Genomic DNA, 16,383 nt, shown 5'->3' on the forward strand with positions numbered 1-16,383 from the left:
TTTCTTCCCCCCAAGCCGAGCAGTCCATGGACGGCGATACCCCGAACACCATGTCCGCTGCCCCCGGTGCGCCGCACGATTCCTCTTCGCCCTCCACACCTGCGGCCGCCCGTACCGGCCAGCCGCCCGAGGGCGTGGCCCATCCCAAGACCATCAAGAGCTATGTGCGCCGCGCCGGCCGCACCACGACAGGCCAGGCCAAGGCCTTCGAGGAGCTGGGTCCGCGCTTCGTGCTGAACTACCAGGCCGCGCCGCTGGACGCCTCGGCCACCTATGGCCGCCAGGCCCCCCTGATCCTGGAGATCGGCTTCGGCATGGGCGAGGCCACGGCCCACATCGCGCGCGTGCGCCCCGATGACAACTTCCTGTGCTGCGAGGTGCACGAGCCCGGCGTGGGCGCCCTGCTCAAGCGCATTGGCGAGCAGGACATCTCCAACATCCGCATCCTGCAGCACGACGCCGTCGAAGTCATCGACAACATGCTGCCCGAGGCCAGCCTGGACGGCATCCACATCTTCTTCCCCGATCCCTGGCACAAGAAAAAGCACAACAAGCGCCGACTGATCCAGGAGCCTCTGGTGGCCAAGCTGGCACGGCGGCTGCGTCCCGGTGGCTACATCCACTGCGCCACCGACTGGGAGCCCTATGCGGTGCAGATGCTGGAAGTGCTGGGCGCGGAACCCCTGCTGGCCAACACGGCCGAAGGCTATGCCGCCAAGCCCGACTACCGGCCGCTGACCAAGTTCGAGAACCGTGGCATCCGCCTGGGCCACGGCGTGTGGGATCTGGTGTTTGAGCGCCGCTGAGCCGGTCGCGCCCTCTTCCAATACAAGGCCTCGCATGCAGCCATTGCTACAGAATCTGGTCGAGATGACGGCCCACAGGGACCATCTGCGATTGGAAATCTCGGTGCTGTCCACCCTGTTCAAGCTCAATGGCGTGGTACAGGTGCGGGCGCTGGAGCTGTTCGCCATGCCCGACGGCAGGCACTGCGTGCGTGCGCGCACCTGGAGCCAGGGCGATCAGGTCATGTCCACCGATGCCGAGGCCCTGTATGACCCGCAAAGCGTGGAGCTGGCCTCCATGCCCGCGCTGCAGCAGGCGCTGCAGCAGCGCGCCCTCATCGCCTCGGCCGTGCAGCCCGATGGCCAGCACGTGCTGTGGCTGCCGCTGTGGCGCCAGGAGACGGCCTACCACTGCCTGGAGATCACGCAGTCCACGGCCTTCTCGCCCAGCCGGCTCGATGTGATCCAGGGCATCTTCGGCGTCTATCACAACTACCAGAGCCTGCTGGACTACAGCGAACGCGATGCGCTGACCGGCCTGCTCAACCGCAAGACCTTCGACGAACAGTTCCTGCGCCTGTCGCTGCAGGAGGCGCCGATGGCCATGCCGGGCGTGGCCACGGAAGACGTTCCCGGCCAGTGGCTGGCTGCCATCGACATCGACCATTTCAAGCGCATCAACGACCGCTTTGGCCACCTGTATGGCGACGAGGTGCTGATCCTGGTCGCCAACATCCTGCGCAGCTGCTTCGACGCCAAGGACCGTGTGTTCCGCTTCGGCGGCGAGGAATTCGTGGTGCTGCTGCGCTCGGTCAGCCTGGTCAATGCCCGCAAGGCGCTGGAGCGCCTGCGCCACGACGTGGAGAGCTACGAGTTCCCCCAGGTCGGCCGCATCACCGTGAGCACGGGCTTTGCCGCCATGGGCACGGGCGCACCCGTGGAGGTGCTGGGCCATGCCGACCAGGCCCTCTACCACGCCAAGGAGCATGGCCGCAACCAGACCTGGTACTACGGTGATCTGATCACCCAGGGGCTGCTGGCCCCCCAGGTGAACAGCAACGATATCGAACTGTTCTGAGCCGGCCCTGGCGCCGTGCCGTTCAGGCGAGGCCGGCCACGCGCACGCAGTCGCGCCCGGCGTGCTTGGCCTCGTAGAGCATGGCATCGGCGCGCTGCAGCAGTTCCTGCGCGCTCTCGGCGCCCTGCAGTTGCGCCACGCCAAAGCTGGCCGTCGCCGCCAGCTCCAGGCCATGGACCTGTATGGGCGTGGAGCGTATGGCCTCGCGTAGCTGCCCGGCCAGCGCCCAGGCCTGGGCCGCAGCCACACCCGGCATCACGATCAGGAACTCCTCCCCGCCATAGCGCGCCATCCAGTGCGCCGAAGGCTCCCGCTCCAGTGCGTGCCGGCAACGCAGCGCCACCTCGCGCAGCACGGCATCGCCTGCGGCATGGCCGTGCCTGTCATTGACCTGCTTGAAGCGGTCCACGTCCACGAACATCACGCTCAGGGCCGCACCCAGGCGCTGGCCCTGGGCGACCTCGGAGGCCAGGCGCTCGTCCATGGCGCGGCGGTTGAGGCATCCGGTCAGCGCATCGGTCAGCGACATGCGCTTGACCTCTTCCACCAGCTCCTCCAGCTGGGCCGTGCGCTGGGCCACCAGCAGGTCCAGATGCTCGATGTGGCCGCGCAGGTCATGCTGCAACTGGCCAAAGCCCTGCACTACCATGTCGATCTCGTCGCGCTGCCCGCGCCGCGCCCGCTCCAGCACCAAGGGCCTCGACAACTCATTGGGCTTGAGGTTGGCCGCAAAGCCCGCAATCTGCTGCAGCGGCTGGCGCAGCTCCCTGCGCATCACCCAGGCCACCATCAGGCAGACCAGGGCCGTGAACAGCGCATAGCCCAGCAGCACGCGCAGCGTGGAGTCGCGCAGCACCTCCAGGTAGTGGCCCCGGTTCTCCCAGACCTGCAGTTCGCCCAGCGGCAGGCTGGACTGGCTGTGACGCGGTGCCGGAATGAGCATGGACACGGCAGGCGCGCGGCCATCCCTGGGCTCGCCCGCCTCGTACATCTCGCCCGTGGAGGTGACGCGCAGCTGCACATGTCCCACCAGGGGCAGCTTGCCCAGCCACTGCACCTGCTCGCGCACCAGGGCCGGCTCGATGTCCCACAGCGCGGCGGACAGCGAGATCATGCTGTTGGCCACCAGCGTCTCCATGGAGCGGCGAAACTCCTGCTGCCCCTTGCGGTACTCCCACCAGGCGTGGGCGCCGCCAAACACCAGCATGCAGGCCACGGCCAGCAGCATGATGCGCAGGATCAGCAGGGAGGCGATCGAACGGAAGCGGGGCATGGAAGGCGCTCAGCGCAGCAGGTGCTTGAGCTCGAATCCGTAGCGCCGCAGCCGGGGATTGAGGTGCTTGCTGTAGCTGCGAAAGTCCAGAGGGGCCAGCGGCGCGCTGATCCTGTGCTCGTAGCGGTCGATCTGGGACTTGTCCAGCAGCGTGAACATGGGCCGCACCTGCTCCAGCCCTTCGGAGGCGAAATCGGTGCCGTGCGCATGGTCGTAGAGCATGACCAGGGCCCAGGCGCCGGTCAGGAAATGGCCGCCCGCCAGTGCCGACAGCTCGCCCGTGCGCAGCGCCGTCATGGCGGCGGCCGATGAATTGATGGCGCTGAAGAAGGCGTCACGCCCCGGCGAGCCGCCCCGCGCGCGCCAGGCCTGCATGGCGCCAAAGGCCATCTCGTCGTTGCCCGCCCAGACCAGGCGCACCTCGGGATAGCGCTGGAACAGCACGGCCGCCTGCTGCTCGGCGCGTTCGCGGCGCCATTCGCCAAAGACTTCCTGCTGCAGCACAACGTCGCTGGCCTCGGCCGCCGCGCGGCGCATGCCGGCATTGCGCTCCACCGAGGAGGGCGTGGAGCGGTCCCCGGCAATGGCCACCATGTGCAGCCGGCCATCGGCCGCACGCGCCTGGCCCGATGCCCGCGCAGCGGCGAACAGTGACTTGGCGGTCAGGTAGCCGGCCTCCTCGGCGCCCGGCTCCAGGCTGCCCAGCCAGTGGCGATAGCGCTCCCGCGCCACACCGGTCTGGCCGCGCAACGTCTCGGGCACGCCGCTGAAGGCCATGAAGCTGTCGATGCCTGCGGCCTCCAGCGTGCGCAGGATTTCAGGCGCCACGCTGTAGTCGTTGGTAAACATCACGTAGCGGGGCCGCTGCGCCTTGGGCAAGGCGGCAATCTGGCGCGCAATCTCGATGGGGCGCAGGTGGTCGCGCTGGGCATAGCGGACCTGCAGCTGCATGCCCAGGCTGCTGGCCGCGTCCTGCATGGCCTCGCTGACCGTGGTCCAGTAGCGCTCGTCGGACCGGCCGGGGTTGATGAAGACCACGCTTTGCGCGGCGGCAGCGGCCGACTGCGCCAGCACGCCCATCACCCAGGCCATGTAGGTCATACGCAGCGCCCACGGCAAGACGCCCCGGTGGAGTCCACCGGGGCGTCCCGAAGAAGGGGCAGCAGGAATCATCTGCCGCGCAGCTGGGTCAGACGCGCTCTGCCACCCAGGCCTGCACACCGGCCAGCGCCGCGGGCAGGCCCGAAGCGTCCGTGCCGCCGGCCATGGCCATGTCGGGCTTGCCGCCGCCCTTGCCGCCGACCTGGCTGGCCACGAAGTTCACCAGATCGCCAGCCTTGATGCGCGAGGTCTCGGCCTTGGTCACGCCTGCGGCCAGCTGCACCTTGTCGCCATCGACGGCGGCCAGCACGATGGCTGCGGCGCCCAGCTTGTCCTTGAGCTTGTCCATGGTGTCGCGCAGGGTCTTGGCGTCGGCGCCTTCCAGCCTGGCGGCCAGCACCTTGATGCCCTTGACGTCCACGGCCTGGCCGGCCAGCTCGTCGCCCTGGCTGGAAGCGAGCTTGCCCTTGAGCGCAGCCACTTCCTTCTCCAGCGCGCGGATCTGCTCCAGCGCACCGCCGATGCGGGTGTTCAGCTCGGCCGTCGGCGCCTTCAGCGCGGCGGCGGCCTGGTCCACCGTGGATTCCAGCGATTGCAGGTAGGCCAGCGCGTTCTCGCCGGTCACCGCCTCGATGCGGCGCACGCCAGCGGCCACGCCGCCTTCGCCCACCACCTTGAACAGGCCGATGTCGCCCGTGCGCTGCACGTGGGTGCCGCCGCACAGCTCGCGGCTGCTGCCGATGTCCAGCACGCGCACGGAGTCGCCGTACTTCTCGCCGAACAGCATCATGGCGCCTGTGGCCTTGGCCGATTCGATGTCCATCACGCGCGCATCGGTGGGCGTGTTGGCCAGGATCTCGGCGTTCACGCGGCGTTCGATCTCGCGGATCTCTTCAGCGGTCACGGGCTGGTTGTGGGCAAAGTCGAAGCGCGTGCGCTCGGCGTTGACCAGCGAGCCCTTTTGCTGCACATGATCGCCCAGCACTTCGCGCAGGGCCTTGTGCATGATGTGCGTGACCGAGTGGTTGCGCATGGTGGCGGCACGCAGCTGCGTGTCCACCTCGGCCTGCACGGCATCGCCCACCTTGAGGCTGCCGGACTCCAGCACGCCATGGTGGCCGAACACATCGGCCTTGATCTTGAGCGTGTCCTCGACCGCGAAGCGTGCGCCCGTGGTGCTGATCACACCCTGGTCGCCCACCTGGCCGCCGGACTCGGCGTAGAAAGGCGTGGTGTCGAGCACGACCACGCCGCTCTGGCCGGCCTTCAGTTCCTGCACGGCGCTGCCTTCGGCATACAGTGCCACCACCTTGGCGGCCTCGGCCAGCTTCTGGTAGCCCGTGAAGGCGTTGGCATCGCCCGTGTACTCCAGGGCGCGGTCCATCTTGAACTTGCCTGCTGCGCGGGCCTTGTTCTTCTGCTCTTCCATAGCGGCCTGGAAGCCCGCCTCGTCCACGCTCAGGCCGCGCTCGCGGCAGACGTCGTTGGTCAGGTCCAGGGGGAAGCCGTAGGTGTCGTGCAGCTTGAAGGCCACGTCGCCCGGCAGCACCTTGGCGCCACCGGCCAGCGCAGCGTCCAGGATTTCCATGCCGTTGGCCAGGGTCTCGAAGAAGCGCTCTTCCTCGACCCGCAGCACTTCGGTGATGCGCGCTTCCTGCTCGCGGATCTTGGGATAGGCATCGCCCATCACGGCCACCAGGTCCTTGACCAGCTTGTGGAAGAACGGGGTCTTCTGGCCCAGCTTGTAGCCGTGGCGGATGGCGCGGCGCACGATGCGGCGCTGCACGTAGCCGCGGCCTTCGTTGGAGGGGATCACGCCATCGGCCACCAGGAAGGCAGTGGCGCGGATGTGGTCGGCGATCACCTTGAGCGAGGGGGTCTCGATGTCGGTGATGTGCGTCTCGCGCGCAGCGGCCTTGATCAGCGCCTGGAACAGGTCGATCTCGTAGTTGCTGTGCACATGCTGCAGGATGGCGGCCAGGCGCTCCAGGCCCATGCCGGTGTCCACGCAGGGCGCGGGCAGTGGCTTGACGTTGCCCTGCTCGTCCATGTCGAACTGCATGAACACGTTGTTCCAGATTTCGATGAAGCGGTCGCCGTCTTCGTCAGGGCTGCCCGGAGGGCCGCCGGCCACGTGCGCGCCGTGGTCGTAGAAGATTTCCGAGCAGGGGCCGCAGGGGCCGGTGTCGGCCATCATCCAGAAGTTGTCGCTCTTGTAGCGGCCGCCCTTGTTGTCGCCAATGCGGATCACGCGCTCGGGCGGCAGGCCGATTTCCTTGGTCCAGATGTCATAGGCCTCGTCGTCCTCGGCGTAGACCGTGGCCAGCAGGCGTTCCTTGGGCAGCTTGTAGACCTCGGTCAGCAACTCCCAGGCCCACTTGAGCGACTCGCGCTTGAAGTAATCGCCGAAGGACCAGTTGCCCAGCATCTCGAAGAAGGTGTGGTGGCGGGCCGTGTAGCCCACGTTTTCCAGATCGTTGTGCTTGCCGCCTGCGCGCAGGCAGGTCTGCACCGAGGTGGCGCGCTTGTAGGGGCGCTTGTCGGTGCCCAGGAACACGTCCTTGAACTGGACCATGCCCGAGTTGGTGAACATCAGCGTCGGATCGTTGCCGGGCACCAGGGGGCTCGACTCCACGATGGTGTGGCCCTTGGATGCGAAAAAGTCCAGAAAGCTCTTGCGAATGTCGGCAACGGTGAAAGTGGGTGTGCTCATGGTGTCTAGGAGTTCGGAGCGCGCACGCGGGGCGCTGTCCCTGGCGGGAGGGTGTCCCGTCGGGACCAACGCGCATTATAGGTTTGCCCCATGGTTGCGGCAGCGAGCCCTGCCTGGCCTCCATCACGCACGTGGCCAAAGAAGGCCTCTACTCCCATCTGCCCGCCCTTGAGCACGATCTCCAGCCCGTCACTGGCCGGTCCGCGGCGCCTGCAGCTGTGGGTGGCGCACCATCCGGGGCGCAGGGCCGACATTCTTGCGCTGGAGAAATGGCTGGTGCAGGAGATGAGGGAGATGGCTAGCACAGGCGATCTCGCCGTTCCCTGATCCCGCTCAGACTGCGCGCGATGGGCGCCCTGGATAATCGCCAGCCGGAACCACAGCAAGCACACCATGGCGCAACCACAGACACCCGAGCCCCATTCCAGCGAACCGGCCACCGCTGCCAGCGCCAACGGATCCGATCCGGCCAAACCGCCCAAGCCGCCAAAAAGCCGCATCGTGCCCTGGCTCATCGGCCTGCCCGTGGCCTTCTTCGCTGTGCTCATGCTGGCTGGCCAGTTGCTGTCCACGCCCGAAGGCGAGGCGCGCTGGGTGGAGCGCGAAACCATCAAGATCTGCCGCAAGGAAACCGCGCGGCCAGAGGCCGAGCGCAAGACGCAGCAGTTTGAATCGGTGCAGGACTGCGACAGGCTCGAATTCGACTTCAAGCAGCGCTACGGTGAAAACCCCTGAGGCGAAGTCACAACGAAAAAGGCCGGCAGAGCCGGCCTTTGATTTGCTGCGCCCGTTCAGTCGCGCGTCTCGATGGCGCGGTTGATGCCCAGTGCCGCCAGCGTGCACAGCGCGCCCGACAGCAGATAGATCCCCAGCGCCACCAGTCCGAAGCGCGAGGACACGCCCAGGGCCACCAGCGGAGCGAATGCCGCGCCCACCAGCCAGGCCATGTCCGAGGACAACGCGGCACCCGTGTAGCGATAGCGTGAGGGGAAGTTGGACGTCACCGTGCCTGCCGCCTGGCCATAGGACAGGCCCAGCAGGATGAAGCCGACGATGATGAACACGTTGTTCCCCATCGTTCCGCTGCCCAGCAGCCAGGGCGCCAGGAAGCTGAAGATGCCGATCAGGCAGGCCATGGTGCCCAGCGTGTTGCGCCGGCCCACACGGTCGGCCAGCCAGCCCGAGACCATGATGGCGGCAGCCGCACAGAAGGCGCCCACGATCTGCACCCCGAGCACATGGGTCACCGACTGGTCCGAATACAGCGAGATCCAGGAAAGCGGGAAGATGGTCACCAGGTGGAACAGCGCAAAGCTGGCCAGGGCGGCAAACGCGCCAATCACCACGTTGCGTCCCTCGTCGCGCATCAGCGGCAGCACGCCCATGGGCTCCAGCTCACGCTGCTGCAGCAGTTCGGTGTAGGACTGGCCCACGACCAGGCGCAGCCGGGCAAACAGTGCCACGACGTTGATGGCAAAGGCCACGCAGAAGGGATAGCGCCAGCCCCAGCTGAGGAACTCGTCGGCTCCCACATGGGCGTAGATGAAGGCAAACAGCCCTGCCGCGAGCACGAAGCCCAGCGGCGCGCCCAACTGGCCCATCATCGAATACCAGCCGCGCCGGTTCTTGGGCGCCGACATGGCCAGCAGCGACGGCAGGCCGTCCCACGAGCCGCCCAGCGCAATGCCCTGGCCTATGCGCAGCAGCGCCAGCACGATGATGGCGTTCACCCCCGCCTGCTGGTAGCTGGGCAGGAAGGCCATGCCCACGGTGCACACGCCCAGCAGAAACAGCGCCAGCGTCAGCTTGGTCGCCCGCCCCCAGCGCCGCTGCACGGCCATGGACAGCGCCGTGCCCAGCGGCCGGGCCACGAAGGCCAGCGAGAAGATGGCGAACGACATCAGCGTGCCGTCGAGCTTGGAAAGGTAGGGAAACAGCAGTGCCGGGAAGACCAGCACGCAGGCGATGCCGAACACGAAGAAGTCGAAGTACTCCGAGGATCGCCCGATGATCACGCCGACGGCGATTTCGTTGGGCGTGACATCTTCGTGGGTGTCGGCGCGGGACAGAGATTCTTTGCTCTCATAGCTTCCGCCCGGGAAGCTTGCAGTTGTGTCGAGGCCGCTCATAGATGGATGCTCCTTGTCTCGTCTCACTGACAGCTCTGTTCTACGCCCTCGCTTGATCTGGCGCAAGGCGGTTTCCACCTCGACCGGCCTCGGTGTTTGTCCTGCTGCGCGCGACGCGAAAATGCGGCCTCCGGACCGCCAGGCACCTGCCGTGCACCCGCCCAGGTAGCAGAAAGTTCCCGGCCTCCCCTTGACGTTGGACAAAATGTCCAATGGACAAATTTATACTTCGTAATACATTTGCCCGGATCTTGTAATCCGCGTTTCTATGTAAACGCGCTCTTGTTGCGCCCCTAGCATGCTAAAAATCAAGGAACTCCGTGGGCCTGCGTGGCTCACCGCGGCCGCTTTGACAGCCAGTCTCACTGGCTGCAGCAAAGCCGTCGTGCTCAACCCCGCCGGCGACATCGCCGCGCAGCAAGGCAACCTGGTGGTCACGGCCACCTTGCTGATGCTGATCATCATCATCCCGGTGATCATCCTCACGCTGCTTTTCGCCTGGAAATACCGCCAGTCGAACACCGAGGCCCACTACGACCCCGAATGGCACCACTCCACCACGCTGGAGCTGGTGATCTGGTCCGTGCCGCTGATGATCATCATCGCGCTGGGCGCCATCACCTGGATCAGCACCCACAAGCTGGACCCCTACCGTCCGCTGGACCGCGTCTCGGCCACCAAGCCGCTGAGCACCGATGTCAAGCCGCTGGAGGTGCAGGTCGTGGCCATGGACTGGAAGTGGCTGTTCTTCATCCCTGAAAAAGGCATCGCCACCGTCAACGAGCTGGCCGCTCCCGTGGATCGTCCCATCCACTTCAAGCTGACCGCCACCTCGACGATGAACTCCTTCTACGTGCCTGACCTGGCCGGCATGATCTATGCCATGCCCGGCATGCAGACCGAGCTGAACGCCGTGATCAACAAGCCCGGCGTGTTCCACGGCCTGGCATCGCACTACAGCGGCGCCGGCTTCTCGGGCATGACGTTCAAGTTCCATGGCCTGAGCAACGAAGAGTTCGATCAGTGGGTTGCCAAGGCCAAGTCCGAAGGCAAGGCCCTGACGCGCGATACCTACCTGAACCTGGTCAAGCCCAGCGAGCGCAACCCGGTCGAGCGCTTCGCCACGGTGGACGAAGGCCTGTACGACAAGGTGCTCAACCGCTGTGTCGAAGAAGGCAAGATGTGCATGCATCACATGATGGCCATCGACGCTGCCGGCGGCGAAGCCTATCTCAAGGCCGTGGGCATGAACCTGCCCCAGGATGTGTGCACGGTGCAAAACGCCGACCGCGTCGTGGCCTTCCTGGACCAGCGCGACGGCTCCGCAGCCGCTGCGCAGCAATAAGCAGTTAGCGGACGCGGACGACGGCCAGACCGCCGCCCGCTCCCATCACGACCTAAGAGACTCGATATGTCTGAACATACCTCCCCGGCACAGGCCCACTGGCTGCTGGGACGCATCACTTGGGACTCCATCCCGATGGCGCATGAGCCCATCGTGCTGGCGACCTTCATCGCCGTGGTGCTCGGCGGCCTTGCCGTGCTGGGCCTGCTCACCAAGTTCCGCCTGTGGGGCCCGCTGTGGCGCGACTGGCTGTGCAGCATCGACCACAAGAAGATCGGCATCATGTACATGATCCTCGGTCTGGTCATGCTGCTGCGCGGCTTTGCCGACGCGCTGATGATGCGCCTGCAGCAGGCCATGGCCTTCGGCGACAACCTGGGCTACCTGCCTCCGCACCACTACGACCAGATCTTCACGGCCCACGGCGTGATCATGATCTTCTTCGTGGCCATGCCCTTCGTGACCGGCCTGATGAACTATCTGGTGCCGCTGCAGATCGGCGCCCGCGACGTGTCCTTCCCGTTCCTGAACAACTTCAGCTTCTGGATGACCACGGGCGGCGCCGTGCTGGTGATGATCTCGCTGTTCCTGGGCGAGTTCTCCACCTCCGGCTGGCTGGCACTGTCCAACCTGGGGGCGCAGAACCCCGGGGTCGGGCTTGACTACTACATCTGGGGATTGCAGGTGGCCGGCGTCGGCACCACGCTGTCAGGCATCAACCTGATCGTGACCATCATCAAGATGCGCGCACCCGGCATGAACCTGATGAAGATGCCCGTCTTCACCTGGACCGCCCTGTGCACCAACGCGCTGATCGTGGCCTCGTTCCCCATCCTGACCGCAGCCCTGGTGCTGATGTCGCTGGACCGCTACGTCGGCACGAACTTCTTCACGAACGAGCTGGGCGGCAACCCCATGCTGTACGTGAACCTGATCTGGATCTGGGGCCACCCCGAGGTCTACATCCTGATCCTGCCCTGCTTCGGCATCTTCTCGGAGATCGTCTCCACCTTCAGCCGCAAGCGCCTGTTCGGCTACACCTCCATGGTGTACGCGACGGTGTGTATCACCATCCTGTCCTACCTGGTCTGGCTGCACCACTTCTTCACCATGGGCTCCGGCGCCAGCGTGAACACCTTCTTCGGCATCACGACGATGATCATCTCGATCCCGACGGGCGCCAAGATCTTCAACTGGCTGTTCACCATGTACCGCGGCCGCATCCGCTTCACGGTGCCGATGCTGTGGACCGTGGGCTTCATGTGCACGTTCGCCATCGGCGGCATGACCGGCGTGCTGCTGGCCGTTCCCCCGGCCGACTTCGTGCTGCACAACAGCCTGTTCCTGATCGCCCACTTCCACAACGTGATCATCGGCGGCGTGGTGTTCGGCGTGTTCGCCGGCATCAACTTCTGGTTCCCCAAGGCCTTCGGCTACAAGCTCGACGAGTTCTGGGGCAAGTGCTCGTTCTGGTTCTGGCTGGTCGGCTTCTGGGTCGCCTTCACTCCGCTGTACGTGCTGGGCCTGATGGGCGTGACACGCCGTGCCAACCACTTCGAGGACCCCTCGCTGCAGATCTGGTTCGTGATCGCCGCCCTGGGCGCCGGTCTGGTGGCACTGGGCATCGGCAGCTTCCTGATCCAGCTGGTGGTCAGCTACTTCAAGCGCGACCAGCTGCGTGATGTGACCGGCGACCCATGGGAAGGCCGCACGCTGGAGTGGGCCACCTCCTCGCCCCCTCCCCAGTACAACTTCGCCTTCACGCCCGTGGTGCATGAGATCGATGCCTGGTGGGACATGAAGAAGCACGGCTACCAGCGTCCGCTGACCGGCTTCAAGCCCGTCCACATGCCGTCCAACACCGGCGCCGGCGTCGTGATCGCCGCGCTGTCCACGGTCTTCGGCTTCGCGATGATCTGGCACATGTGGCCCCTGGCCATTGCGTCGTTCGCCGCCACCGTGCTGGCGTCGATCATCCACACGTTCAACTACAAGCGCGACTACTACATCCCCGCCGCGGAAGTCGCGGCCACGGAAGAACTGCGCACACAACAGCTGGCACGTCATGTCTGATACCCGTTACACCGCAGGCGGCGCTGCCGCCCTGGCCCCGCGCGAGTACCACCTCGCCGAGGAGCCCCATCCCGAAAACGGCACCGCTCTGGGCTTCTGGCTCTACCTGATGAGCGACTGCCTGATCTTTGCAGCGCTGTTCGCCACCTATGGCGTGCTGGGCCGCAACTACGCTGCAGGCCCCACGGGCGCCCAGCTGTTCGACCTGCCCCTGGTGGCGATGAACACGGCCTTCCTGCTGCTGTCGTCCATCACCTTCGGCTTCGCCATGCTGCAAAAGCAGCAGGGCAAGCTGGGCGGCACCCAGCTGTGGCTGGCCATCACCGGCCTGTTCGGCCTGTGCTTCCTGGGCCTGGAACTCTATGAGTTCTCCCACCTGCTGCACGAGGGCGCAGGCCCGCAGCGCAGCGCCTTCCTGTCCTCGTTCTTCACGCTGGTGGGCACCCACGGCCTGCACGTGAGCTTCGGCCTGATCTGGCTGGTCACGCTGATGATCCAGATCAACAAGCACGGCCTGACGCACGAGAACAACCGCCGCCTGATGTGCCTGTCGATGTTCTGGCACTTCTTGGACGTGGTCTGGATCGGCGTCTTCACTTTTGTTTACCTGATGGGGGTGCTGTAAATGGCTGCACACGACATCCACGCCGGCCATGGCCACGGTCACCACGACCATCACGGCCATGACGATCACCACCACGACGCAGGCCCGCACAGCACGTTCTCGGGCTATATGTGGGGCTTCGTGCTCTCGATCATCCTGACGGCCATTCCGTTCTGGCTGGTGATGAGCAATGTCATCTCGGACCGTGCAACGGCCGTGATGGTGCTCGGCGGCTTCGCCGTGGTGCAGATCCTGGTCCACATGGTCTTCTTCCTGCACATGAACGGCAAGATCGAAGGCGGCTGGACCCTGCTGTCCACCATCTTCACCGTGGTCTTCGTGGCCATCGGCATTGCGGGCACCCTGTGGGTCATGTTCCACATGAACACCAACATGATGCCCCAGCACACCATGCCGGCCGACCCTGCCGCGCAGACGGCTCCGGCCTCGGTCACGCCTTGACCGCATCCGGAAACTCCGGGCCCTCCAGCCACGCCGGCGCATCGCGCCGGCGTGGCCCACTCGCTCAGGCGATGCTCATCTCGGTGGGCATCGCCTTGTTTTTGGGCTTCATCTTCCTGGGCAGCTGGCAGGTCCAGCGCCGTGCCTGGAAGCTGGACTTGATAGAGCGTGTGGACCAGCGCGTGCACGCCGCGCCCGCGGCTCTGCCCCCGCCCGCCGAATGGCCGCAGATCACGACCGCCGACCACGAGTACCGCGCCGTGCAGGCCAGCGGCCACTGGCTGGCCGGCAAGACCGTGCTGACCCAGGCCGTGACCGAATTGGGCGCCGGCTTCTGGGTGCTGACGCCGCTGCAGATGGACAACGGCAACCAGGTGCTGGTAAACCGGGGATTCATTCCCACAGCGCAGCGCGCGCGCTGGCAGGATCAGCCCGCACAGGCGCCCCAGGACCCGGTGACGGTGGCCGGCCTGCTGCGCGTCAGCGAGCCGCGCGGCGGCTTCCTGCGCGAGAACGATCCCGCGCAGCAGCGCTGGTTCTCGCGCGATGTGGCGGCCATTGCACAGGCCCAGGGTCTGGACCATGCAGCCCCCTACTTCATCGACGCAGGCCTGCCGGGCCAGCCCGTGGCAGACGGCACCTGGCCGCGCCCGGGCATGACCGTGATCCGCTTCCCCAACAGCCACCTGGTCTATGCGCTGACCTGGTACGGGCTGGCGCTGATGGTGGTCGGCGCGGCCTGGCTGGTCAGGCGCAATGACCGGCAGGCAAGCAGCAAGCCGTAAGGCCGCAAGGCCGTAAAGCCGTCGCTGCAGGCAACAGGGCCACCGATGACATCGGTGGCCTTTTTTACGCCAGTCCTCTACAAGACCCTGCCGCGCCACGGCTGCCTGCGGTAGCGCACAATCGCCCGCGTGAATTCGCCTTCAGAGTCCCTGTTCCGCGTCGAGCGCACCACCGAACGCCAGAACATGCAGCTGCTGATACAGCTGCGCTGGTTTGCCGTGGTCGGGCAGGTGATCACCATCTCCCTGGTGCACTACGGCTTCGGCATCACCCTGCCGCTGCCGGCCATGGCCCTGGTGCTGATGGCCAGCGTCTTCACCAATCTTGGCTACATCTACTGGTACCGCAGCCACCGCCGCCAGATCTCGGCGCGCAACCTGTTCCTGGCCCTGCTGGCCGACGTGCTGGCCCTGGCCATACAGCTGTATTTGAGCGGCGGCGCCAGCAATCCCTTCATCTATCTGTTCCTGCTGCAGGGCATTCTGGGCGCCGTGCTGCTCAGGCCCGTGCACGCCTGGATCATCGTCGCCAGCACCTCGCTGTGCACCCTGGTGCTGGCCATCGTGCACTGGCCCCTGCCCATTGGCGCGGCGGGACCGGACGGGCTGCCCGGCCTGTATGTGAGCGGCATTCTGATCAGCTTCGGGCTGACCACGGTGCTGCTGGTCGTCTTCCTGCGCCGCATCGTCTCCAACCTGCGCCGGCGTGACGCACGGCTGGCCAACATGCGCCAGCGTGCCAGCGAAGAGGAGCACATCGTGCGCATGGGCCTGCTGGCCACGGGCGCGGCGCACGAGCTGGGCACGCCGCTGTCCACCATGTCCGTCATCCTGGGCGACTGGCAGCGCATGCCCGCCATCACGCAAGACCCCGACCTGCTGGCCGACCTGCAGGAAATGCAGCAGCAGCTGCTGCGCTGCAAGTCCATCGTCTCCAGCGTGCTCATGTCGGCCGGCGAGACCCGCGCCGATGCGCCACAGGCCACCACGCTGCGCGCCTTCATGGACGGCGTGGTCGCGCACTGGCAGTCACGCCACGCCGTGGAGCATTTCGACTATGTCCAGGCCGACGAGGACTTCCCCATTCTTTCCGATACCGCGTTGCAGCAAATGGTTTGCAATGTGCTCGACAATGCGGCCGAAGCCTCCCCCCGCCATGTGGCGCTGCACCTGGCCGTGCGCACCGGCATGCTGTGCATCACCGTGCGCGACAAGGGACCGGGCTTTGCTCCCGCCGTGCTGGAACAGCTGGGCCAGCGCCATATCTCCACCAAGACGGAGCGCCCGGGCCGGGGGCTGGGCCTGTTCCTGGTGCTCAACGTGGCGCGCTCGCTGGGCGGACGCGTTCAGGTGAGGAACACCCCGCCGCGGGGCAGTGAGGTGGAGATCCGCCTGCCCCTGTCATCGATTGCCATTGAACCCGGCGCCTGAAGCGGCGCCCACAGGAACCCGAATCGCCCATGGACAGCTCCCGCCTCCTGCTGCTGGTTGAAGACGATGCGACCTTTGCGCGCACGCTGACGCGCTCGTTCGAGCGGCGCGGCTACCGCGTGCTGCAGGCCGCCAGCGCCGAGGAAGTGCGCGAGCTGCTGCAGACGCACTCGCCGCAATACGCCGTCATGGACCTCAAGCTGGCGGGCAACGCGTCGGGCCTGAGCTGCGTGCAGATGCTGCACCAGCACAGCCCCGAGGCGCTGATCGTCGTGCTCACAGGCTATGCCAGCATTGCCACGGCCGTGGAGGCGGTCAAGCTAGGCGCATGCCACTATCTGGCCAAGCCCTCCAACACCGACGATATCGAGGCCGCCTTCGGCCGCCTCGAAGGCCGCACCGACGTGGAACTGTCACGCAACCCCACCTCCATCAAGACGCTGGAGTGGGAACACATCCACGAAACCCTGGCCGAGAGCGATTTCAACATCTCCGAAGCCGCTCGCCGCCTGGGCATGCACCGGCGCACGCTGGCGCGCAAGCTGGAAAAGCGGCAGATCAAGTAAGGCGGCAGGCACCAAGACAAACCGGGCCTCAAGGGCCC

At 66.1% G+C, this 16,383-nt stretch carries 14 protein-coding genes; 10 read left to right on the forward strand and 4 right to left on the reverse strand.

Translation table 11 applies throughout. The annotated features are described in order from the left end of the window. Positions 1–50: 50 nt before the first annotated feature. Both trmB and A4F85_RS01690 read left to right on the forward strand, forming a co-directional pair. Positions 51–806, forward strand: a complete 756-nt coding sequence (gene trmB, locus A4F85_RS01685) for a tRNA (guanosine(46)-N7)-methyltransferase TrmB (RefSeq protein ID WP_373765413.1) — start codon at positions 51–53, stop codon at positions 804–806. Positions 807–840: 34 nt separating this feature from the next. Next, positions 841–1,863, forward strand: coding sequence for a GGDEF domain-containing protein (locus tag A4F85_RS01690; protein WP_013802165.1), 1,023 nt, complete (start codon positions 841–843; stop codon positions 1,861–1,863). Between the two features lie 22 nt (positions 1,864–1,885). Here A4F85_RS01690 and A4F85_RS01695 read toward each other — a convergent pair whose 3' ends face one another. The 3 genes from A4F85_RS01695 to alaS all read right to left on the reverse strand — a co-directional run bounded on the left by A4F85_RS01695 (position 1,886) and on the right by alaS (position 6,950). Next, on the reverse strand, positions 1,886–3,136 hold the full coding sequence (locus tag A4F85_RS01695; protein WP_063325449.1) for a GGDEF domain-containing protein: 1,251 nt from the start codon (positions 3,134–3,136) through the stop codon (positions 1,886–1,888). A gap of 9 nt (positions 3,137–3,145) precedes the next feature. Next, positions 3,146–4,237, reverse strand: a complete 1,092-nt coding sequence (locus A4F85_RS01700) for an ABC transporter substrate-binding protein (RefSeq protein ID WP_013802163.1) — start codon at positions 4,235–4,237, stop codon at positions 3,146–3,148. A gap of 88 nt (positions 4,238–4,325) precedes the next feature. Beyond that, positions 4,326–6,950, reverse strand: coding sequence for an alanine--tRNA ligase (alaS, locus tag A4F85_RS01705; RefSeq protein ID WP_063325450.1), 2,625 nt, complete (start codon positions 6,948–6,950; stop codon positions 4,326–4,328). A gap of 393 nt (positions 6,951–7,343) precedes the next feature. Between alaS and A4F85_RS01710 the strand changes: the two genes are divergently transcribed. Next, the gene (locus tag A4F85_RS01710; RefSeq protein ID WP_063325451.1) at positions 7,344–7,685 is read left to right on the forward strand and encodes a hypothetical protein; all 342 of its coding nucleotides are present in this window, start codon (positions 7,344–7,346) and stop codon (positions 7,683–7,685) included. 56 nt (positions 7,686–7,741) lie between these two features. Here the strand turns inward: A4F85_RS01710 and A4F85_RS01715 are convergent, their stop codons facing one another. Further along, positions 7,742–9,079 carry an MFS transporter gene (locus tag A4F85_RS01715; protein WP_013802160.1) on the reverse strand — a complete coding sequence of 446 codons (1,338 nt, stop codon included), beginning with the start codon at positions 9,077–9,079 and terminating at the stop codon, positions 7,742–7,744. Between the two features lie 298 nt (positions 9,080–9,377). Between A4F85_RS01715 and cyoA the strand changes: the two genes are divergently transcribed. The 7 genes from cyoA to A4F85_RS01750 all read left to right on the forward strand — a co-directional run bounded on the left by cyoA (position 9,378) and on the right by A4F85_RS01750 (position 16,345). Continuing rightward, complete coding sequence (gene cyoA / locus A4F85_RS01720; RefSeq protein ID WP_012205882.1) at positions 9,378–10,424, forward strand: ubiquinol oxidase subunit II; 1,047 nt, start codon at positions 9,378–9,380, stop codon at positions 10,422–10,424. A 66-nt stretch (positions 10,425–10,490) separates the two neighbouring features. Beyond that, complete coding sequence (cyoB, locus tag A4F85_RS01725) at positions 10,491–12,497, forward strand: cytochrome o ubiquinol oxidase subunit I (RefSeq protein WP_013802159.1); 2,007 nt, start codon at positions 10,491–10,493, stop codon at positions 12,495–12,497. Continuing rightward, positions 12,490–13,122: a cytochrome o ubiquinol oxidase subunit III gene (gene cyoC / locus A4F85_RS01730; RefSeq protein WP_012205884.1), complete on the forward strand. Its 633-nt coding sequence runs from the start codon at positions 12,490–12,492 to the stop codon at positions 13,120–13,122. The genes cyoB and cyoC overlap by 8 nt, the downstream gene beginning before the upstream one ends. Further along, positions 13,123–13,563 (forward strand): cytochrome o ubiquinol oxidase subunit IV, encoded by a 441-nt coding sequence (cyoD, locus tag A4F85_RS01735; RefSeq protein ID WP_012205885.1) that lies wholly within the window; start codon positions 13,123–13,125, stop codon positions 13,561–13,563. 71 nt (positions 13,564–13,634) lie between these two features. Further along, positions 13,635–14,348 (forward strand): SURF1 family protein, encoded by a 714-nt coding sequence (locus A4F85_RS01740; protein WP_063325452.1) that lies wholly within the window; start codon positions 13,635–13,637, stop codon positions 14,346–14,348. Between the two features lie 129 nt (positions 14,349–14,477). Further along, a complete protein-coding gene (locus A4F85_RS01745) occupies positions 14,478–15,779 on the forward strand; it encodes an ATP-binding protein (RefSeq protein ID WP_013802157.1) in 1,302 nt (433 codons plus the stop codon). 29 nt (positions 15,780–15,808) lie between these two features. Beyond that, positions 15,809–16,345, forward strand: a complete 537-nt coding sequence (locus tag A4F85_RS01750) for a response regulator transcription factor (protein WP_013802156.1) — start codon at positions 15,809–15,811, stop codon at positions 16,343–16,345. The last annotated feature ends 38 nt before the right edge of the window (positions 16,346–16,383 follow it).

This window comes from Delftia sp. GW456-R20, assembly GCF_001622915.1.
In the GTDB taxonomy this organism is placed as follows: domain Bacteria; phylum Pseudomonadota; class Gammaproteobacteria; order Burkholderiales; family Burkholderiaceae_C; genus Comamonas; species Comamonas acidovorans.